The organism is Brenneria roseae subsp. americana, from assembly GCF_003115815.1.
Lineage (GTDB): Bacteria > Pseudomonadota > Gammaproteobacteria > Enterobacterales > Enterobacteriaceae > Brenneria > Brenneria roseae.
The window spans coordinates 1-20,179 of record NZ_QDKJ01000016.1; the positions used below are offsets into that span (position 1 = coordinate 1).

18 protein-coding genes, 1 tRNA gene and 1 rRNA gene are annotated in these 20,179 nt (G+C 53.0%); 3 read left to right on the top strand and 17 right to left on the bottom strand.

Annotation, left to right across the window (positions count from 1 at the left end; all coding sequences use genetic code 11):
* Positions 1–60 precede the first annotated feature (60 nt).
* A tRNA-Thr gene (locus B4923_RS17640) sits at positions 61–136 on the top strand.
* A gap of 37 nt (positions 137–173) precedes the next feature.
* Positions 174–289, top strand: a 5S ribosomal RNA gene (gene rrf, locus B4923_RS17645).
* Between the two features lie 162 nt (positions 290–451).
* Here the strand turns inward: rrf and pssA are convergent.
* The 4 genes from pssA to trxC form a co-directional block, all read right to left on the bottom strand.
* The gene (pssA, locus tag B4923_RS17650) at positions 452–1,807 is read right to left on the bottom strand and encodes a CDP-diacylglycerol--serine O-phosphatidyltransferase (protein WP_109055686.1); all 1,356 of its coding nucleotides are present in this window, start codon (positions 1,805–1,807) and stop codon (positions 452–454) included.
* Between the two features lie 167 nt (positions 1,808–1,974).
* Positions 1,975–4,623 (bottom strand): bifunctional acetate--CoA ligase family protein/GNAT family N-acetyltransferase, encoded by a 2,649-nt coding sequence (locus B4923_RS17655; RefSeq protein ID WP_109055687.1) that lies wholly within the window; start codon positions 4,621–4,623, stop codon positions 1,975–1,977.
* Positions 4,624–4,655: 32 nt separating this feature from the next.
* Complete coding sequence (locus tag B4923_RS17660; RefSeq protein ID WP_109055688.1) at positions 4,656–5,372, bottom strand: tRNA-uridine aminocarboxypropyltransferase; 717 nt, start codon at positions 5,370–5,372, stop codon at positions 4,656–4,658.
* A 148-nt stretch (positions 5,373–5,520) separates the two neighbouring features.
* Entirely contained in the window at positions 5,521–5,940 is a 420-nt protein-coding gene (gene trxC, locus B4923_RS17665; protein ID WP_109055689.1) for a thioredoxin TrxC, read from the bottom strand.
* Positions 5,941–6,181: 241 nt separating this feature from the next.
* Here trxC and B4923_RS17670 point away from each other — a divergent pair, with 241 nt between their 5' ends.
* A complete protein-coding gene (locus B4923_RS17670) occupies positions 6,182–7,345 on the top strand; it encodes a tRNA/rRNA methyltransferase (RefSeq protein WP_109055690.1) in 1,164 nt (387 codons plus the stop codon).
* 209 nt (positions 7,346–7,554) lie between these two features.
* On the opposite strand, the gene emrB is transcribed toward B4923_RS17670, so the two are convergent.
* The 13 genes from emrB to hpxX form a co-directional block, all read right to left on the bottom strand.
* Positions 7,555–9,090 carry a multidrug efflux MFS transporter permease subunit EmrB gene (gene emrB, locus B4923_RS17675; protein WP_109055691.1) on the bottom strand — a complete coding sequence of 512 codons (1,536 nt, stop codon included), beginning with the start codon at positions 9,088–9,090 and terminating at the stop codon, positions 7,555–7,557.
* Positions 9,091–9,107: 17 nt separating this feature from the next.
* Positions 9,108–10,286 carry a multidrug efflux MFS transporter periplasmic adaptor subunit EmrA gene (gene emrA / locus B4923_RS17680; RefSeq protein ID WP_109055692.1) on the bottom strand — a complete coding sequence of 393 codons (1,179 nt, stop codon included), beginning with the start codon at positions 10,284–10,286 and terminating at the stop codon, positions 9,108–9,110.
* Positions 10,283–10,507 (bottom strand): hypothetical protein, encoded by a 225-nt coding sequence (locus B4923_RS17685; protein ID WP_109055693.1) that lies wholly within the window; start codon positions 10,505–10,507, stop codon positions 10,283–10,285. The genes emrA and B4923_RS17685 overlap by 4 nt, the downstream gene beginning before the upstream one ends.
* 56 nt (positions 10,508–10,563) lie before the next feature.
* Entirely contained in the window at positions 10,564–11,079 is a 516-nt protein-coding gene (mprA, locus tag B4923_RS17690) for a transcriptional repressor MprA (protein ID WP_109055694.1), read from the bottom strand.
* A gap of 173 nt (positions 11,080–11,252) precedes the next feature.
* Positions 11,253–11,582, bottom strand: coding sequence for an L-valine transporter subunit YgaH (ygaH, locus tag B4923_RS17695; RefSeq protein WP_109055695.1), 330 nt, complete (start codon positions 11,580–11,582; stop codon positions 11,253–11,255).
* Entirely contained in the window at positions 11,579–12,328 is a 750-nt protein-coding gene (locus tag B4923_RS17700) for an AzlC family ABC transporter permease (protein WP_425428650.1), read from the bottom strand. Before B4923_RS17700 ends, ygaH begins: the two co-directional genes overlap by 4 nt.
* Before the next feature lie 95 nt (positions 12,329–12,423).
* Positions 12,424–13,632, bottom strand: a complete 1,209-nt coding sequence (locus B4923_RS17705) for an MFS transporter (protein WP_109055696.1) — start codon at positions 13,630–13,632, stop codon at positions 12,424–12,426.
* Between the two features lie 165 nt (positions 13,633–13,797).
* A complete protein-coding gene (gene proX / locus B4923_RS17710) occupies positions 13,798–14,799 on the bottom strand; it encodes a glycine betaine/L-proline ABC transporter substrate-binding protein ProX (RefSeq protein ID WP_109055697.1) in 1,002 nt (333 codons plus the stop codon).
* A gap of 185 nt (positions 14,800–14,984) precedes the next feature.
* A complete protein-coding gene (gene proW / locus B4923_RS17715; protein ID WP_109055698.1) occupies positions 14,985–16,229 on the bottom strand; it encodes a glycine betaine/L-proline ABC transporter permease ProW in 1,245 nt (414 codons plus the stop codon).
* A complete protein-coding gene (gene proV / locus B4923_RS17720; protein WP_109055699.1) occupies positions 16,222–17,424 on the bottom strand; it encodes a glycine betaine/L-proline ABC transporter ATP-binding protein ProV in 1,203 nt (400 codons plus the stop codon). Before proV ends, proW begins: the two co-directional genes overlap by 8 nt.
* Positions 17,425–18,180: 756 nt before the next feature.
* Positions 18,181–18,567, bottom strand: coding sequence for an oxalurate catabolism protein HpxZ (gene hpxZ, locus B4923_RS17725; protein WP_109055700.1), 387 nt, complete (start codon positions 18,565–18,567; stop codon positions 18,181–18,183).
* Positions 18,567–19,970 (bottom strand): AtzE family amidohydrolase, encoded by a 1,404-nt coding sequence (locus B4923_RS17730; protein WP_109055701.1) that lies wholly within the window; start codon positions 19,968–19,970, stop codon positions 18,567–18,569. The genes hpxZ and B4923_RS17730 overlap by 1 nt, the downstream gene beginning before the upstream one ends.
* Positions 19,967–20,164, bottom strand: a complete 198-nt coding sequence (hpxX, locus tag B4923_RS17735) for an oxalurate catabolism protein HpxX (RefSeq protein WP_109055702.1) — start codon at positions 20,162–20,164, stop codon at positions 19,967–19,969. Before hpxX ends, B4923_RS17730 begins: the two co-directional genes overlap by 4 nt.
* Positions 20,165–20,179: the final 15 nt, after the last annotated feature.

Sequence of the window (20,179 nt, forward strand, 5' to 3'; positions counted from 1 at the left end):
GGCCCGAAGGGTGGCTCATGAAATGAGCCATAAACTGCCAGGCATCAAACACTTAGGTGCGCTGATATGGCTCAGTTGGTAGAGCGCACCCTTGGTAAGGGTGAGGTCCCCAGTTCGACTCTGGGTATCAGCACCAGAAATTGGGTTAAAGTTTTCGGCTTAAAAAGAATTTACCTGGCGGCGATAGCGCGGTGGTCCCACCTGACCCCATGCCGAACTCAGCAGTGAAACGCAGTAGCGCCGATGGTAGTGTGGGGTCTCCCCATGTGAGAGTAGGGAACTGCCAGGTTTCAATAAAAGCAAAAGGCCATCCTTTATCGGATGGCCTTTTGCTTTTCATGTATTTTATGCCTCATCACTACCGTTCCTTTGCTGTTTTCAAACTATAACCGTCTTGGAATATAAAAAAGCCCCGGAAATTCCGAGGCTTTTTTATTGTATAGCGGGAGTATCAGAGAATTCGGCTAATCAGTCTGTCTATTCGAATGCGGCGCAAGCGTCGAATGAGTTTGCGGACTTTTACCGGATATTGCGCAATACTTTCCAGTTCCATATAGCTTTTGACGACCTGAGTATGGACTCTGATGCTATCCAACTCTTTCTGGCGCTGCGCTAACAGAGACTGTTTGGGATCGTGAATTAATATGGCATTTTCCAGATCCAGACGCCAGGCGCGGGGGTTGAGGTTATTACCCGTCAGCAACTGCCATTTATCATCTATCCACATGCCTTTCAGGTGGAAGCTGTTATCACCATCTTTCCATAATCTGACGACGAGCTGCTGATCATCAATATAGCGCTGTAGTCTGCTCAGGAAGCGGCGCAAGTTGATCTCATAAAGATAAGGCAGTGCGCCGATGATTTTGAAAGGCTGATCTTCTGGAATATAAAAGTCATTGGCGGTCTTATCGCCAATAATGATTTCGACTTTCTTCCCTTCCCGTAGTAAACGGATAATATTCCGAACCAGCAGGGCCGGGAGATTAAAATACGGTGTACACATCACCAGATGGCTGTCTGTGCAGTACATCAAATGGTGAATAGTTTTGTTCAGCGGACTCTGTTTACCCAAACCAACCAGTGGCGTAACGGTCAGTTCATCGCCGGTGACATTGCAGTCGGGGGTTTTATAGGCCGTTGTGCGTAATGCCTGACGAAACTGTTTAGTCTCATTTTTAATTTCCAGACTTCTGGGACGGTCGACGCGATCCAGACGTTGGATCGCTGGCGCCGATAGAATAGTCTGGATATACTGAGCCATGGTATCAGCCAGTAACGGGTTACGAATCACCTGATAGCGATCGTAACGATACTTGTCATGTTGATGCAGATAGACGTCGTTCAGGCTGGCGCCGCTGTATATGACGGTGTCATCAATGATGAAACCTTTCAGATGCAGCACACCTAATGCTTCGCGAGTGTTAACGGGCACACCGTAGATAGGGAACTGGATATCCGCATATTTATGTGCCATGTCGCAATACCAGTCAGCGTTGGTATTCTCTGCCGCTGCCCCTATCCGTCCACGCTGGGCACGATGCCAGTCAACCAGAATGCGGATGTCAAGTTCGGGACACTGCCGTTTAGCCTCATATAACGCAGAAAATATACCCATGCCGCCATCATCACGCTCAAGATACAGCGCCACCAGATAAATGCGTTTTCTGGCATTCAGAATAGCGTTTACCAGCGTTGTGCGAAAAAGTTCAGGTGTGTGAAGTGTCTGAACATCATCAGCTGTCTGAGGGATTTTGGGCAATTGTGCAAGGTGTTGTTGGTATTTATTGCGTTTAAATTTTGACAACATCACAGTGCGTTTCTTCTCTCATCAGTGTATGACCCTGAGGTCATCATCAAAAGTTAAGGAATAGCCGAATCGGGCGATAATACCATTACTTTCTAGCTGTTGTGAGCAAGTTTTACCATTGAGTGGCAGATCATTACCTGACGCGGGAGCTGAATCACGAAGCATGATTAATTTTTCAGCGGCAATTCCAGCGCTACAATGCCCTCTTCCAGTTGAACATCAATGTTAAAACCCAGTTTCTTTGCCAGCGTAATCATGCCCTGATTATGTGGCATGGTGATACCATTCAGACGTCCCAACCCGTGGGTCTGTGCATAATGGATGAGCTTCTCCAGCAATCGCCTGCCCAAACCCAGCCCTTTTAAATCTGAACGTACTAAAACAGCGAATTCAGCATTGGTATTGTCGGGGTCTGAAATTGCGCGAGTCACTCCGATTATCTCCGGCCCTTCCTCTGTCTGGCGTATAGCAATAAACGCCATTTCTCGATCGTAGTCAATCTGAGTCATATTGGCTAAGTCTTCATGATTAAATTCATTAATTTCGCTGAAATAACGGTAATAAAGATCTTCTTTCGTCACTTTGGAAATGAATTTACTCAGCAAGGGTTCATCTTCCGGAAGGATTGGCCGGAACAGGCAGGCGGTATTGTTTTTCAGCATTACCGTCTCTTCCAGCTCCTGCGGATAGGGGCGAATCGCCAATCTCGACTGCGGATCTCCGCTGAAAGGCTCCAGATGTAGTGTGACATCCAATAATGTAAATTCATCTCCTGAAGCAAGCAGCGGATGAATATCCAACCGGGAGATTTCGGGGCAATCAAGAACCAGATTGGAAACCTGTACCAGCAGACGGCTGAGTGCCGGGATATCCAAAGGCCGTAATGCACTGCTGCCGCGAATTTTGCCGCCTTTGACGGCCTGGAGTACCAGATAACGCGCCAGCGTCATATTGAGCGGCGGCAGGGCTACAGCAGCTTGTTTTTCCCGCCATTCAACGCCGCCTTCTCCCAGCATAATCAGCGGCCCAAATACGGGGTCCTGTTCAACCGCAATACGCAGCTCCTGAGCGCCAGCCCGGTTTGCCATCCCCTGAACCAGCAGGCCGTGAATTCTTGCCTGAGGATAGGTGCGCTTGACGCGGTCGAGGATAGCGTCTGCCGCCTGCTGAACTTCTCTGGCCGTTTGCAGGTACAGCATAACCCCCTGTACTTCAGACTTATGGGGGATATCGGGGGAACGTAGCTTGATAGCGACCGGATAACCGATTTGTTCCGCGATATGCACGGCTTCCGCACTGTCGCCGGCAATCCAGGTCGGCAGCGTATGTAAGCCGTAGGCTTGCAGGATGGGTTGAACCTCATGCGTGTCCAACTGGGTGATGCCGTCTGACAGCGCCTGATGAATCAGTTCATGAGCCTGACTGGCATTGATGGTCAGGTCCTGCGGCAGAGCCGGCGTTTCCATCAGTTGTTTTTGGTTACGGCGGTATTCGACAATATGCATAAAGGCGGTGACGGCGCCTTCCGGCGTGCGGTAGGTGGGAATGCCTGCTTCGTTGAATAAACGCCGGGCCTCCAGCGAGGAGTATTCACCACACCAGTTTGTCAGCAGCGTAATTCGTTTGCCACGCGGGTGCTGTTGAAACAATTTGATCAACTGTTCGGCGCTTTCGGTGCCCGGCGCCGCAGCACTGGGAGCGTGAATAATCAGCAGTGCATCAACGTCGTCGCTATCCAGAAGTATTGAGATCGCATCCTGATAGCGTGCCGCCGTGGCGTCATCACGCAAATCGAGCGGGTTACCTATGGTGACATACTCCGGTAACTTTTCCCGCAGCAGGTGTTGAGTTGATTCGCTGAGTACGGCAAGTTTGCCTTGTCGACTGAGTAACTGGTCCAGAGCCTGTGCGGCGGGGGAAGCCCCGTTACTGACAATCAGCAGACGTTCGCCGCGCAATGGCCGCAGGTGGCTCAGGGTTTCCACGGCTGAAAAGAGCTCATGGGTATCCCGCACCCGCAGTAAACCTGCACGTTGAATAGCCGCATCGTAGGCGGCATCCAATCCGTGGCGCTGGCGGGTCAGTAGCTGTTGCGCCTGCTGGCTGCGCCCGCTTTTTATCACCAGAATCGGCTTGTTTCTCGAGGCGCTGCGCGCGGCCGAAAGAAAACGACGTGCATCGCTGATGTGTTCAATATGCAGCAGAATCGCACTGGTTTTCCCATCACGCGCCAGAAAATCGAGCAGGTCATCGACATCAATATCCAAACTGTCGCCCAGCGCGACGAAGTAGGAAAACCCGATACCTCGTTGCTGAGCCCAATCCAGAATCGTGTTGGAGACGGCGGCGGATTGGGAAATAAAGGCCAGTTTGCCTTTCATGATGGGAACAGGAGAGAAGCTGGCATTGAATCCTTGCCAGGGAGCGAGCAGACCCAGACTGTTGGGGCCCAATAAACGCATATTGTAGCGAACTGCGCAGGCCTTCAGCTCGCTGAACTGTGACGGTGGCGCGGAAAGAATAATGACGGTTTTACAACCGCATTGTCCCAGCTCTTCCAGCAGCGTCAGGTTGCGGCTGGCGTTGGTGCAGATCACCGCCAAATCGGGCATTATTGGCAGGCTGACAACATTCGGATAAGCCAGAACACCGCAGACGGCGCGATATTTTGGCGTAACAGGGAGCACCGGACCGCTGAAGTTACCGTCCAGCAGGTTTCTCATCATCAGAAAGCCTGCCCGTCCCGCCTTTTCCGACGCGCCTAAAACAGCTATCGACTTAGGACGCAATAGTGCTTCCAATCCGCGCTGGCTCATAAGTCACTCCTGTAGGATAAGACTATTTGATACTAAACGTTTTCCGCCAATGATGCTGTGACGATGGGTAAAGTTTCCCGCAAGGTATGATGCGACTTCCCGGCCAGATAATGTTTTCTGAAACGGTCAAAGTGTGCGGATAGGCCATCCGCAGCCATGTCGTCCCCGGCCTGCGCGAGTAGGGCGATCGCGATTTCGGCGGTGCAATGCTGCCCGGCGCTGCTGGCTTCGCGCAGTTGATAGCGAGAGAGTGTATCCACATTCAGCGACAGAATAGGTAAGGCATCCAGATAAGGGCTTTTGCGAAACATTTTGCGTGCTTCCGGCCAGGTGCCGTCCAGCAGCACAAACAAGGGCGGTTTCCCTTGGGACGGCAACTGGCGCAAGACCTGGCGTCCGCTTTCCGCGTCGTCGGCCAGAAACACCAGATAAGGTTGATAATCCGGGTTGCTCAACGCGGCCAGCAATTGCGCATCTGGCGATGTTCGCGACCAGAGAAAGGCCTGTGTGTCCGGTAAAATATCGGCGATCAATCGTCCGGTGTTGCTTGGCTTTAGCGGTTCGGTATCAAACATCACCAGACAAAAACGGCTGCGGGAAGCATAGGGTTGGATGGTATGGCACAGGCAGGTGGTGACCGGCAGCAGGCAGCGTTGGCAGCGCACCACGCGGCAACCACGGGCGCGAAACGGTTTGGTTGACTGCTCAAGACGTTGCTGGCGCAGTTGAAGGACGGCGTTATTGATCATGAAGTTTGAGACGCTATTGAGTGTTGCCGAAAACCAGCCTCATTTTCGGCCATTGTGGGCAAAACAGATTCAGAAGGATATCATTCTAATCGACTCAGCATCCGACCAAAAGATCCGGGGCCATAATGCCCCGGATTCTGGTCATTTTTTATAGCGATTCATCCAGCCAGGCTTCAAAGGGGGCTTTAGGCAGGGCGCCGCCGAGGATATCCACCAGTTCCCCTTGTTTGAACAGCATTAGCGTTGGGATGCTGCGAATGCGGAAGCGGGTGCTGAGCTGTGGTTCCGACTCGGTATTCACCTTAATAAAGCGTATTTTTTCGCTGCGTTCTTGTGCGACACTTGCAAACACGGGCGCAAAGTTGACGCAGGGTCCGCACCAGGGGGCCCAGAAATCGACAACAACCGGTAGATCGTCCTGTAGCAGTTTATCCAGCGTCGCTTCTGTCGCGTTCACGACTTCGCCTGTGAACAAGGGGTCTCCACAGCGTCCACATTTCGCGTGGTCATCAATACGTTCTTCAGCCAGGCGATTTGTTGTATGGCAGGATCCACATACCGTATTCATAATGAGGCCTCAGAGAAAAAGGGGCTAAAATAAATGTGTTATTGATAAAGCATGTTGCGGGTAAGCAACGAAAGGTCAACAACATGTTACTTAATGGTGAATTAAGTATGGCGGGCAGGGGCGTGGTCAACAACGTGGTTTGCTCAATAGCTACAATAGCTGCTGGCTTTTACGACAAGCAGGTAGCTAAGCGGGTGTACATAAGGTAATCTTCGCGCCCAGCGCGTAGGTGGAGAGAACAATGAGCGATTCATTCAATAGTAAGAGCGGCAAAGTCCGTGTGATGTACGTCCGTAGCGATGATGAGGGCGATAAAGATAACAAAAACAAGCGTCCTGAAGGCAACGATCGCCGCGGTGGGAACGGCGGTGGCCGGCGCGATGGGAGTGGTTCACGGGATAAGCGTGACAAACCCCAGCATCCTCGCGATACGAATCCGCGTTATGCCCGTGAAAACCCGTCACGTGATGGTGACTCACGTGAAAAAAGCCCATGGGGCAAAGAGCGCAACGATCGTGGCAGCGAGCGTCCTCGTCGCCCGCGTGACGAAGGCGGTATTTCCAATGATTCCCCGTGGAAAACGGTTTCTCGAGCCCCTGCCGACGAGTCTGTGCCGGATCACGGCGGCATCAGTGGTAAAAGCCAGATAGATCCCGCCCAAATTCGTCGCCAGCGTCAGGAAGAAACGCGAGTTTATGGCGAGAACGCCTGCCATGCGTTGTTCAAGAGCCGTCCGGATGCAATTGTTCGCGCGTGGTTCCTACAGGAAGTTACGCCACGCTTTCGTGAGGCACTGCGCTGGATGGCGGCAAACCGTAAGGCCTATCACGTCGTTGAAGATGAAGAACTGATCAAAGCATCGGGTACCGAGCACCATGGTGGCGTTTGTTTCCTGATTAAGAAGCGTCAGGGTATGGATGTGCGTGAATATCTGCAAACGGCGGGCGAGAGTGATTGCGTGCTGGCGTTGGAAGATGTGGGTAACCCACATAACCTCGGCGGGATCATCCGTAGTTGTGCGCATTTTGGCGTGAAAGGCGTGTTGATTCAGGATGCGGCTCAACTGGAATCGGGCGCGGCAGTTCGCACCGCTGAAGGCGGCGCTGAGCATGTTAAAGCGATCAATGCGGATGATTTCCTGTCGGTGTTGGACGAATTCCGCCATGCGGGTTATACCATTGTGACCACCTCCAGCCATAAAGGTACGGCATTGTCGAAAACCACGTTCCCGGCAAAGACGGTGATTGTGCTGGGACAGGAAAGCGATGGCCTGTCTGATAGCGCATGGCAACAGGGAGACGTCAACGTTTCGATCGACGGCACCGGTAAGGTTGAAAGTCTGAATATTTCTGTAGCGACGGGCATTCTGCTTTCTGAATGGTGGCGACAGAAACAACAGGCTTGATGAAGCCATATTAAATTGAAGAGGCATCCTTGAGATGCCTCTTTCTGATCCTGCCTCGGGCCTCGCAGCAAGTACCGCAGGTTTAGCTATGTTGGTACGATGGTAAATCTTTGAGTCAAAGGGCGACTTACATTTTCCCCTTTAATCCGCTTTAACTTCAATCCGATCTGAATGACCTTTCTGCGGGGAAAATGCGTTTTATCGGCGGCTCAGTGTGCGCCTCCGCCTCTGCCGCCGGAGGTAAAGGGCGGACGGGCAAACCACACCAGCACCAACAGCACCAGAAATACGCCGGCGGCGGCCCAGAATATTTCATTGGCAGAAATAATCAGCCCCTGTGCGGTAATCTCTTGCGCAATGTAGGCGGAAGCCTGAGATTGACTCATTCCCATTGCCTGTAACTGCTGATAGGTTTCCTGCGCTATCGGATTGTAAGGCGTCACCGATTCCGTCAGATGAGCATGGTGTAAGGATTCACGCTGCGTCCATAAGGTTGTGGTGATGGATGTACCGATCGAGCCTGCCAGCGTTCGGGTAAAGTTCGACAGGCTGGACGCTGCCGCCAGACGTTCAGGCGGTAATCCCGACAGCGTGATGGTCGTCAACGGCATGAAGAAACACGCCACGGCGAACCCCTGCACGAACTGCGGCCACGCCGATGCCCCAAAATCCATGCCCGGCTCAAAGGTGTAGGCGCGCCAGTAAAAACAGACGGCATACATGATAAAGCTGAACGTGACCAGCTTGCGCATATCCAGACGCGGCGCGAACCGGCCAATGATCGGTGACAGTACCACCGGCATTATCCCCACCGGGGCTGATGCCAGACCGGCCCAGGTAGCCGTATAGCCATAGACTTCTTGCAGTAATTGCGGCATCAGAACGATGGCGCCGAAATAAAACATATAGGCCAGGCTGATACACAAACAGCCGATCGTGAAATTACGCGATTTGAACAGTGACAAATCCACGACCGGGTGATCGTCCGTGAGTTCCCAGACGATCAGGAAAGCCAGGGCGACGACGGCAACCACCGTCAGGATAACGATCTCGTTGGAGTTGAACCAGTCGAGCTCTTTCCCTCTGTCGAGCATCATCTGAAGGCTGCCGATACCGACAATCAACAGAGCCAGCCCAATGGTATCAATGGGTTTGATTTCTGTTTTGGTTTCCCGTCCGCGCAGGGTTTGCAAGGTGATAAGGACAACGGCGACACCGAGTGGAACGTTGATGAAGAAGATCCAGCCCCAGTGATAGTTGTCACTGATCCATCCCCCCAGAATCGGGCCGCAAATCGGCGCCACAACCACGGTCATCGACCAGAGCGCCAGCGCAATGCTGCGCTTGGCCGGAGGATAGTTACTGAGCAACAAACTTTGTGACAACGGGATAAGTGGCCCGGCGACAATACCCTGCAAGACACGGGCAAAAATCAGCATTTCCAGGCTGTTGGAAACACCACACAGCCAGGAGGTCAGCGCAAACAAGGCGGTGGACCATAGAAACAGGCGAACCTCACCGAAACGTTTGGCCAGCCAGCCGGTAATCGGAATGGAAATCGCGTTAGCGACCCCGAACGAGGTAATCACCCATGTGCCCTGTGAGTTAGATGCCCCCAGATTACCGGCGATAGTCGGAATGGCCACGTTGGCGATGGTGGAGTCCAGTACCTGCATGAACGTTGCCAGTGATAAGGCAACGGTCATCCAGGCCAGGCTGGCTCCTTTAAGCGGTTCTCTCGGCACGTTTATCTCCTGACAGATTAACCCGCGTTAGCCTGGATGATGCTGCTAATCATCTGGTTGACTGGCGAGAGATCCAGCGACAGGGCGTCACTGGTATAGGCTGGCGCCCCACGTGGCGTTTCGGACAGCGCTTTACCGTCTCTGTTCGCGGTATCGACGTTAACCAGTGCTGATAAACCGATACGCAACGGGTGTGCGGCAACCTGTTGTGGATCCAGCTCAATACGTACGGGCAGACGCTGGACAACCTTGATCCAGTTACCCGTGGCGTTTTGTGCGGGCAGTAACGAGAACGCGCTGCCGGTTCCCATGTCGAGGCCGACCACCTTGCCCTGATAAACCACATCATCGCCGTAGATATCGGCGATAACGGTAGCCGGCTGGCCGATACGCATATTGGCGAGCTGCGTTTCCTTAAAGTTGGCGTCAACCCACAGGTGATCGGCAGGGACAACGGCCATCAGTGCGGAAGTGGTGGAAATACGGGCCCCTACCTGAACGCTGCGGCGCGAAACGTAGCCATCAACCGGACTAACGATTTTGGTCCGCTGCAAGGCCAGCCAGGCATCACGCATTTCTGCGGCGGCCTGTTGTACCGTTGGCTGCTGTTCCAATGCGGTATCCATCACCATGGCCTGATTGGCAAGGTATTGCTGTTTGGCCACTTCCAGCGACGCTTTGGCGCTGGCGACGGCATCCCGGGCGTGCTGGACTTCTTCGCGGCCAATGGCGTTAGCGCTGCCCAGCGCCTCCCGGCGGTTTAAGTCGCTTTGCGCTTTGTTCAATTCCGTCTGGCGCAGCTCAATATTGGCCTGATACTGCTTGCTGTTAATAATCAACTGATGTGTTTGACGCACGCTGCTGGCGAGCGCGGTTTTCGCTCGTTCAAAGGCCTGCTGCGCATCCGTCGGATCCAGTTCGACCAGTACGTCGCCCTGTTTAACAAAATCGGTATTATCGACATTGACGCGAGTCACGCTGCCGGTCACCTGTGCCATCACCTGAATCTGATTACCGGCGATATAGGCATCGTCGGTGCTTTGGTGATGTCTGAGGATCAGGAACCAGTAAATAAACCAGGCGGCGCCGAGCACAACGAAGATAAAGGTCATCAGCGTCAGGATCTGTTTACGCTGCCTTTTCTTGTTTTTCCGCAAAGTCTGTTGAGGTGCCTGATTTTCCACGTTTTCACTCATGGGGTGCTCTCTTTGTTCTCTTTTTGCCGGATATCGCGATTGCTACTGCTGGCGATAACCCTGTCATGGTTAATGTTGCGCATCACGCCGCGGTTATACGCCGGAATGTCGATGATTCCGGCAACAAAGTCCGTTGTTGCGTTAACCTGCCGCAAAGTGGCCCGGAAAAACGCAAATTGATATTTTCTACAAAAAACACCGCCCCCCGATGAAATAATCATTGGGAAGTACCAGAGACAATGGGGGTAAGTGGTGTCTTGTTTTAAAAACTAACCGGTTACAGGTCTTTTATTTCGTCCATTTCATCCAGTCGGGTCAGCAGCTTGCGCATCAGGGTTTCCAACTGTTTTTGTTCGTTGCCGCTGAGCGTTGACCAGAGAAAATGGAGGTTTTTATGTTGTGGAGGAAGCAACTGATCGAGAAACGCCTTACCTGCTTCCGTCATGTGTAAATGCAGGCAGCGGCGGTCACTACTGCTCTCACGTCTTTCTATCCAGCCTCTTTTCTCCAGATCGTCGGCAATGCGGGTGGCATTGGTACGCGATGAGCCCAGTGCGGCACTGAGTTCAGAAGGTTGAATACTGTAAGACTCTTGAGATTCCAGCGTAATTAATGCCATAAACAGGGTTTCATTAATCCCTTGTTCTTTAAGCATTCTGTTTCTGTGTTCCAGAATTTTGGTCTGCATGTGCATACACAAACGCAGCAACAGCACTTCCTGATGAGGGAAATCAGGTTTACGTGAAGCTCGCAGACTCAGCATTTTTTCGATGGGGCTAAATGAACTATCCATTTTATGTGCACCTCATTAATCACGGCCTGCATAGTAACTAATGTTACTAAATAGGTAAATGAGAAGCGTGATTAATTCTGTGTCAGAAAGTAAGCAAAATGGCTCCGGGAAAGGGATCTAAATAAAATTATTCATTTAATATCATATCGTTATGTTTGCTTTTTATCAGTGTGTCAAAATAATTTAAACGCAATGCCGTAGCACAAGGCGCCGAGCAGAGTGGAAAAAACGATACTGCGGGTTTTATAAAAGCAGAAGGTCAGCGTTGTGAACCCAACCAGCGTCGGCAGTAGTTTTTCGTTGTGGGCGAGAATGTCCGGTACGCTGGAAACAATCAGCAGGGCACAAATTGAAGCAATCCCAATGCTGTCCAGCAGCAAGGCGGCTTTGCCGCGCTGTAACGTGCCGGAAGCGCGGGATGAGCCTAACCGCAGCGGCAAATAACGAAAAAGAAAATTAGCCAGACCAACCATCAGACCGATCAGAATAACTTGTGTGCTCATGGTGTTACCTGCGAAGGGGCGATAGGTTGGAAGAGCGCGGCCAGGCAGCCGCCGCCGATACCGATGAGTATCGCGGCCGGAATGGAAGAAATCAGCAGGCCTAACAGCGCGCCACCCAATGCACTGGCGACGATAAGGCTTTGGCGGCGTTTAAATGAAGCCAGTAAAAAGCTCAGAAACAAGGCGGGCAGCATAAAAGAGAGCGCGGCCTCTACGGCAGGGTAATCATTCAACGGACCATTGCCGAAGAAGGCGCCGATAACGGTTCCGGCCACCCACGAAAGCCAGGCGCATAGCGCCACACCCAGCATCCAGTTTTCCGACCAGCGCCGATTATTACGTGCCAACCGTGTGGTGGCCGCCGCAAACACTTCATCAGTCAGACCGAACGCCCACAGCGCCGTTTTACCGGTTGGCAGTCGTTGCAGAATGCGGTGGCGTAATGCGGGACCATACAGAACATGCCGGATATCCATCGCCATGACGGTCAAGGCGGCAACCCAGATTGACATGCCGGCGCTTAGTAGCGCGGTAATGACAAACTGACTGGCGCCGGCATAGATGATGCAGGACAGAAAAATCCCTTCCAGCGGTGTGAAGCCCAGCTTTACCGCATTCATGCCGAAGGCAAAGGCGACAGGAACATAGCCGATAACGATGGGTAAACTGTCAAATACGCCTTCGCCGAAGGACGCGCTGGCAGGCGCCTCTGATGAGGCAAGTATCTGCTGTTCTGATGTATTCACGGTATCCACAAAGTTTGGTGGCGGTTTTAAAACCCGACAGACCGATAACCATATCAAAGCGTTATCAGGATTTCACGTGTCTTCAACATGTATGTTTATTGTTCGGCGGGAGCGACTGCGCTCTGGCGTTCATAATGGTGACCTTGCCACCAGACCAGCAGGTTCAACAGACTGGTAATACTGCCTGCCGCACACACGCCCAGCCAGCCCCAGTGCTGATAGGCCGATGCGGAAATTATCGATCCCAGCGCGCCGCCAATGAAGTAGCTGGTCATGTAACCGGCGGTCAGGCGGTTACGTGCTTCCGGCATCATTCGATAGATCACGCTCTGGTTAGTGACATGGACCCCTTGAACGGCAAGATCCAGCGCGATGATGCCGATTAACAGCGCGATTACCGACTGAATACCAAAGGCGACAAATAGCCATGACAGCAATAACACCAGCAAACCGGCGATAGTGCTTTGCCGGGCTTTCCCTTGATCGACCAGACGCCCCGCGCGTGATGCAGCCAGCGCGCCCGCGGCGCCGACCAATCCGAACAGGCCAATCACGCCTTCGGAATAATTGTAGGGCGGAGCGGCCAGCAGAAAAGCCATGGACGTCCATAAGATGCTGAAGTTGGCAAAGGAAAAGCAGCCCAGCAGTGCGCGGGTGCGCAAAAGTGGCGTGGTGGCAAACAGCTGGAAGATGGATGCTAACAGCTGCGGATAATTCAACGTATTTTCCTGACGGATTCGCGGCAGAGTACGCCAGAGTATCAGTGCCATGATCGCCATCAGTGTGCTGGCGACCCAGTAGACAGTACGCCAACTGCCCAGTGAGGCCAGCGCGCCTGCGACCGTTCGGGCCAACAGGATACCGAGCAGCAGACCGCTCATGATGGTGCCGACGACCTTACCCCGGGTTTCTGGCGTTGCCAGCGTGGCAGCGAGCGGAACCAGAATTTGCGCGACGACAGAGAACAGTCCCGTTAACGCGGTGCCGGTAATCATCAGCCATAGCGTGGTGGAAGAGGCGGTAATCAACATCCCGCCCGCGGCGAGCAACGTCATGCCGACAATCAGCGTCCGCCGTTCAAACATGTCTCCCAGCGGAACCAGAAACAGTAAACCCACGGCGTAGCCGAGCTGGGCGGCGGTAACGATAAAACCAGCCTGATTGACGGAGAGTTCAAATGCTCTGGCGATTGTTTCCAGCAGCGGCTGGGCATAGTAATTACTGGCAACGGCGAGACCGGTGGCGACAGACATGATAAGAGTCAGAGACAGGCTGAGACCCGGCGGTTTCGGCTGAGATGGCATAGTTTACGGTAGTTAATGTAATGTTAATAATGCTGATCGTTGCGGATAGTATCAAACAGCTGATGACGAGATGCCAGAAGATATTGCGGCTATCGTGGGGAAACGAAAGAAGGCGGCAAAGCCGCCTTTGATGATACTGTTCTGGTTTAGTGAATGAAAAATGGTTTACTTCGCAGCTTCAGCCGCGGTTTTTACCCACTCGTCAAACTGCTGCTGGTGGGCGTTGATCCAACCGTCCACATGACGTTCAATATCCTGCTGAGAGCCTTGTCCTTCGTGCATACGCAGGTTCTGCGCATTGATATCGGCCAGCGGTAATTTCATGATGGAGAACAGTTTTGCTGCCGCCGGATTTTTCTCCGCCCATTCTTTATTGGCCGCAATTTTCATGTTGTTGACCGGGAAGCCATAGTCAGCGCCGTTAGGCAGTTTGGTACTGACGCCTTTCATTTCTCCCGGTTGAGAAGAGAAAGGCACCTGTAGCCAGACTACGTCGCGTCCCGGAACCAGCACATCGCTGACCCAGTACGGTGTCCAGGTGTAGTAAAGAATCGGCTTGCCTTCTTTATAGCGGGTAATGGTATCGGCGATCAGGGCCGCGTAGTTCCCCTGATTATGTTCGATGGTGTTAGTCAGGCCATAGGCGCTGATATGGTTATTGATCGCGGCTTCACAACCCCAGCCCGGATTACAGCCGGTCAGGTCAGCTTTACCATCACCATTGGTATCGAACAGTTTGGCGATTGCCGGATCTTTTAACTGTTCAATATTGGTGATCTTGTATTGTTCCGCCGTTTTTTTATCGATCAGGTAACCCTGCGCGGCGCCGGACACATATTCACCCTGACGGTAGAATTTGGCGTCGCCGCCAGCGGAAGCATACATGTCAGACTGAAGCGGATCCCAGTTTACGGCGATAAATGTTGCGTCACCGGACGCAATCGAGGTGTAAGCGACGTTATAGTCCACTTCACGAATCGGTTGCACCTCATAGCCCAGTTTTTCCAGCGCTCTGCTGACCAACAGCGTCTGGAACGTTTCTTCGGAAATGGTGCTTTGCACCGGAATGACTCTAACGCCTTTACCGGGTAGATCGTCGGCGGCGTAAAGCGATGTACTCAGTAGCGCGGTGGTTAAGGCGGCTGCCCAGATTTTGGTTTTACCCATGATGGTTCCCCTCTTTTTTGTGTTGTGTTTCATCTTTCAGGTTGCAGGTGTGTGGTGTTTGCCATGTTGTTTGCGTTTATCCGTGTTTAAACGGCCTGCAATGATTGATGCCTGATGGAACAGGCGCTGAGTCTGGTATTGGCGTTGCCGGTTGTCTGTCGTCGTCAGACAACCGGCGTACTGTGTTACTGCTTGATGAAAGGGCGAACGATCAGGCCGATAGGGCCGAAGGTATACCAGCTTTTGTTGCCCTTGCTGCGTCTGTCACGGCCCAGTGATTGGGTCAGACGGTCGAGAATGATGGCCAGAATGACGATACCGACACCACCGATGGCGGCCAGGCCCATATCCAATCGACCGATACCGCGCAGGACCATTTGGCCTAAACCGCCCACGGCGATCATGGAGGCAATCACCACCATCGACAGCGCCAGCATCAGCGTCTGGTTTACGCCCGCCATAATGGTCGGCATCGCCAGCGGTAACTGGACTTTAAATAGCATCTGACTCGGACTGGCCCCGAAAGATTCCGCGGCTTCAATCAAATCAGCCGGAACCTGACGGATCCCCAGAATGGTCAGGCGAATAATGGGCGGCAGGGCAAAGATGATGGTCACCACCACGCCCGGGACATTACCGATACCGAACAGCATAACGATCGGCACCAGATAAACAAACGCAGGCGTTGTCTGCATCGCATCCAGCAAGGGCCGGATCACTCTGGCGGCGCGTTCGCTGCGAGCCAGCCAGATTCCCATTGGCAAGCCAATCAGTATGCAGAAGAACAGCGCCGTCAGCACCAGCGCCAGCGTAATCATTGCCTGCGACCACGCGCCGATGGCCCCGATGGCAATCAGGGAAATCAAGGTGGCGGCGCCCATACCCAGACTGGATATCTGCCAGGCGAACAGCGAAAACACCAGAATGGCGATTGGTGCGGGCATACCAAGCAGCAATTGTTGAAAACCGCTCAGAACGAAATCGACGGGCACGCGCACGCCCTGAAACAGCGGCCTGAAATGCAGTACCAGCCAGTCGATGCCGTGTGTGACCCAGCTATCCAGCGGGATCAGCGTATCTCTGAACGGATCAAGTAAATTGAAGTGTTCAGGCGCCGCCGGAGCGGCACTGTTCAGCCAGTCGCTGCCTTGCTGCGCTGCGTCCGAGCCTCCGGACGTCGGCGCGCTGTTCCACGCATCCGCGCCGGCGGGAGCATCCTGCGCTGGCGCGCTGGTGGACCAGGGATCGGTTTGAGGCGCCGCGTCCTGTCCTGCCGGCGGCGTCTGATCGGTTGGTGCATCTTGTGTAGTGGCTGACCAGGGATCGCTCTGTGCTGCGGCACCATTCTGGCTCTGGTTTGCTGCCTGATCGGTGCCCTGTTCATGTTCGATGGTCGTGTTTTCCCACGGATTCGGTGTTGATTTACTCATTGGTCACTCCTTCCTTATCCAGCGCCTGCAGCAGCATTCCTTTGGAAATGATGCCAATGTACTCGTTGTTTTCACCGATGACCGGGACAGCGCAAGGGGCCTGCGCAACCTGAGAAATCAGTTCATTGAGCGACATATCCGCAGGCACCGGGGCCGGATCGGAAAGCAACGCCTGTTCCAGCGGCTGTTGCGCTTTCAATGCTTGTTTCAGAGAATCAATCGACACGATACCAATAAATTTTTGTCCGCGTTCCAGCACGTAGCCATAATCACGGTCTTCATCCTGCAAAATTTTCAGTGCGGAACGCGGTCCGACGCCGGGTGTTTTGCGGATAAGCGTAACCGGACGACGGCGTGCGATATCCTTGGCGCTAAAGACGTGGCTGATATCCACGCCCCGGAAGAAGGTGCGAACGTAATCGTTGGCCGGATTATTCAGAATCTCGTCTGGCGTACCCACCTGAATGACTTCACCACCGTGCATGATGGCAATGCGGTCGCCGATGCGCATCGCTTCGTCCAGATCGTGCGAAATGAAGACGATGGTGCGTTGGTTACGGGACTGGAGTTTGATCAACTCATCCTGCATTTCTGCACGGATCAGTGGGTCCAGTGCAGAGAATGCCTCATCCATCAGCAGGATATCCGGGTCGTTCGCCAGTGCGCGAGCCAGGCCAACGCGCTGACGCATCCCGCCGGAAAGTTCATCCGGATAGGAGTTGGCATAGGTTTCGAGCCCGACCTGTTGCAGCGCGCTAAGCGCTTTCTGTTCACGCTCTGCTTTCGGTAAACCGGCGAGTTCCATGCCGAATGCCGTGTTGCTGAGGATGTTCAGATGCGGCATCAGCGCAAATGACTGGAATACCATACTGATTTTCTTGCGGCGTACGTCGCGCAACGCGGCGTCGGATATCTGGGAGATATCTTCACCATCAATCAGAACCTGACCTCGGGTCGGTTCTATCAGACGATTGAGAAGGCGTACCATGGTGGATTTACCGGAGCCGGATAATCCCATGATGACAAATATCTCGCCTTCTTCAATGGCCAGACTGGCATCTTTCACACCGATAGTGAGACCGGTTTTTTCAAATATCTGATCCTTGCTCAAACCTTTATCGATCAGCTTGAATGCGCGGTCAGGATGCTCGCCAAATACCTTGTAAAGGTTTTTTACTTCAAGTTTTATTGCCATGAAATGATTGTTTTCCTATGGTCGTTTATAATTCTATAACATCATCCTGGTAATGGTTGAACGCCGTCTACCCTACCATAATGAGATTCTGAGACAACCCCTTGCCGTCTGAATAACGGTGTGAAAGGAGGAATGATTAATGTGATTTTCATATCATTTTTCGCTTTTTGCTCTTATGGGTTTTCCTAATTTTATGATGCGTTTATTTCATTTAAATTTCATATTTAACAATGGGTTGTGAGTTTTTATTTTTGCGATTTAAATAATTTATTTCTATTGTCGCTTGATCGTTGATTATTCTGGTATTTATCCGATGAATATAAATTTGAATAATCGATGATTGTCGGGTTATAGGCACCACAATAGGACGATTTATGTGCGTAAATTATTGAGCAGATCGTCGCCATGCAGATTCAGTATAGCAAAAATATATGTTATGGCCGTTCGGTGTGATTGAGGGGCGTTTGGGTAGTGAAAAACGGTGATATTGAAATCGTTATATGATGTGATTCAGTTAACAAAATATCTTCTGAATTGACACCGGTTATTCGTCAATATCTTGCTGTATGTAAGGAGATAATTTCCGGTTCTTGCCAGTCGATCTCAACGCTTATTTTCCCCGATAACCAGACGATATTACTGACGATGATCGCCGGGCGCCGGCGAGGTATGCACGACAGCCATACCCTGTAATGGGAGGCGTCGTGGCTACCGGCGGTGTACGGAAGGGGAATAATAAATGAAAGGCGCGCAACGCTATTCGCTCATCAGGCTGACGTGTGCGGCAACGATGCGCCAGCCTTCCGGCATCTTCACCCAGGTTTGCATCTGTCGCCCGGTTTTTGCGCTGCCCTCCCGGCGAAACTCGGTGCTGGCCACTGCCATATGCTGTCCGTAAGTGGTGATAACCGTATTTTGCAACTGGCGATCCAGCCCGGCGGATGGGCGGGCCAGACGAAACGCCCGGATTTCATCAATCCCGTACAGGTTTTCTCCCGCACCATAGCGAACGGTTCGGGCATCGTGCCAGAACAACTCATCCAATACGTCGATGTCATTACCGGTCAGCGCTTTTTCATAGCGATGGAAGGCGATAGTGACTTCAGCCAGTACATCGGGCTGATTAATATCATCGTGCAACATTAACGTGACTCCTGAGAAAAGGAACAAACCTGTGTGATGCCCTGCTGCTCCAGCGCCCAGGCGGCACGCAGACAGAAATCTTCACGCCACGGTGCGGCGATGAGCTGCACGCCTATCGGTAAGCCGTTGTCTGTCATGACCGGCACCGTCACGACGGGTAAGCCGACGAAGGAAATCGGCTGCGTCAGTATTCCCATGCTGGCACGTACCGGCAGATCGGCGCCATTGATGTGCATCGTCTCTTGCCCAATCAGCGTAGCGGTTACCGGCGTGGCTGCTGCAATCAGCAGGTCGGTGTGTTCAAACAGGGAAAGAACCTGTTGACGGAAATGATTGCGGAAACGCTGCGCCTGTACATACCAGGCCGCAGGGATCATGGCGCCGGCCAACAGACGTTCACGGGAAAGCGGCTCAAACAGCTCCGGACTTTCACGCAGGGCGGGGAGATAGTGATTACCCCCTTCGCTGGCAGACATGATGAAGGCCGCCGTCCGTGCCAGACCGGCGTCAGGTAAGGTGAGACTGGTTTGCGCATCCAGGGCGTTGGCTATTTGCCGAACGGCGGTTTTGGCCTCGCGGCTGCTCCACTCGGAGAAATACCCTTCCAGAACCGTGCTGCGCAGGCCGCGAGCGCCTTCTTTCAGCAGGGCAACAGAAGGCGATGGGGCACGTTCCGACTGAAAACGATCCGTACCGTCCTGCCCTTGCAGCGCATCAAAAACCAGCGTCAGATCTTCGGCGCTGCGCGCCAGTGGCCCAATATGATCGAGGCTGGCGACAAACGGCTGGCTGCCGCTGCGTGACAGGCGGCCAAAGGTGGGTTTCAGACCCAAAATCCCGCACAAAGAAGCCGGAACGCGAATTGACCCATTGGTGTCGCTACCCAGGGTAAAATTGACCAGACCCGCGGCAACCGCGGCGGCAGATCCACCGGATGAACCACCGGCAACGCGCTGCCTGTCGATGGGATTGCGCGTGGCGCCGTAGTAACTGTTCTCTGTAGTAAAGCCGTAAGCATAGGCGTCCATGTTCAGCATACCGGAGAGCAACGCGCCCTGACGGGTCAGCTGTTGTATGGCGAACGCATCCTGTGAGGCGGGCGGACGCTGACTGAATAACTGCGCGCCAGCCAGCGTGGTTTCCCCTTTGACATCAAAGAGATTTTTTACCGCATAGGGAACGCCTGCCAGTGGCGGCAAGGTTTCACCGCGCAAGCGCCGCTGATCCAGATGGTCGGCTTCATCCAGCATGCGCTGGTGGGTGACCTGCGTATAGGCATTAATGTCAGGGTTGGTATACTCAATGGTATCCAGCGTCTGCTGTGCTATTTCTCTGGCGGAAAACTCGCCTGCCAGTAGACCCTGCCGGATCTGTTTAATGGACAGACATTGAAATTCACTCATAGCCGATACACTCCGGCGATTTCCTGTCGATCATCAAGCGGGAAATCCATCAGCGGTTGCGCCATGGCATGTATGCGGCTGAACTGAACCAGCAATTCCTGACGCCGTTCATGGCTGAGCTGTAGCGACTGTAGCGTCTCCATTTGTTGCAGATAGACTGCCAGTACATCGTTATCGATGGGTTTGGTTGACATTTTTTTCTCCCTGCC

What these genes read in the sequence shown, in the direction of transcription:
- pssA (WP_109055686.1), bottom strand. Translation starts at nt 1,807, where the DNA reads ATGTTGTCAAAATTTAAACGCAATAAATACCAACAACACCTTGCACAA.
- B4923_RS17655 (WP_109055687.1), bottom strand. Translation starts at nt 4,623, where the DNA reads ATGAGCCAGCGCGGATTGGAAGCACTATTGCGTCCTAAGTCGATAGCT.
- proX (WP_109055697.1), bottom strand. Translation starts at nt 14,799, where the DNA reads ATGGGTAAAACCAAAATCTGGGCAGCCGCCTTAACCACCGCGCTACTG.
- hpxX (WP_109055702.1), bottom strand. Translation starts at nt 20,164, where the DNA reads ATGTCAACCAAACCCATCGATAACGATGTACTGGCAGTCTATCTGCAA.
- emrA (WP_109055692.1), bottom strand. Translation starts at nt 10,286, where the DNA reads ATGAGTGAAAACGTGGAAAATCAGGCACCTCAACAGACTTTGCGGAAA.
- B4923_RS17660 (WP_109055688.1), bottom strand. Translation starts at nt 5,372, where the DNA reads ATGATCAATAACGCCGTCCTTCAACTGCGCCAGCAACGTCTTGAGCAG.
- B4923_RS17730 (WP_109055701.1), bottom strand. Translation starts at nt 19,970, where the DNA reads ATGAGTGAATTTCAATGTCTGTCCATTAAACAGATCCGGCAGGGTCTA.
- mprA (WP_109055694.1), bottom strand. Translation starts at nt 11,079, where the DNA reads ATGGATAGTTCATTTAGCCCCATCGAAAAAATGCTGAGTCTGCGAGCT.
- B4923_RS17685 (WP_109055693.1), bottom strand. Translation starts at nt 10,507, where the DNA reads ATGATTATTTCATCGGGGGGCGGTGTTTTTTGTAGAAAATATCAATTT.
- proV (WP_109055699.1), bottom strand. Translation starts at nt 17,424, where the DNA reads ATGGCAATAAAACTTGAAGTAAAAAACCTTTACAAGGTATTTGGCGAG.
- ygaH (WP_109055695.1), bottom strand. Translation starts at nt 11,582, where the DNA reads ATGAGCACACAAGTTATTCTGATCGGTCTGATGGTTGGTCTGGCTAAT.
- B4923_RS17705 (WP_109055696.1), bottom strand. Translation starts at nt 13,632, where the DNA reads ATGCCATCTCAGCCGAAACCGCCGGGTCTCAGCCTGTCTCTGACTCTT.
- proW (WP_109055698.1), bottom strand. Translation starts at nt 16,229, where the DNA reads ATGAGTAAATCAACACCGAATCCGTGGGAAAACACGACCATCGAACAT.
- hpxZ (WP_109055700.1), bottom strand. Translation starts at nt 18,567, where the DNA reads ATGTTGCACGATGATATTAATCAGCCCGATGTACTGGCTGAAGTCACT.
- trxC (WP_109055689.1), bottom strand. Translation starts at nt 5,940, where the DNA reads ATGAATACGGTATGTGGATCCTGCCATACAACAAATCGCCTGGCTGAA.
- B4923_RS17670 (WP_109055690.1), top strand. Translation starts at nt 6,182, where the DNA reads ATGAGCGATTCATTCAATAGTAAGAGCGGCAAAGTCCGTGTGATGTAC.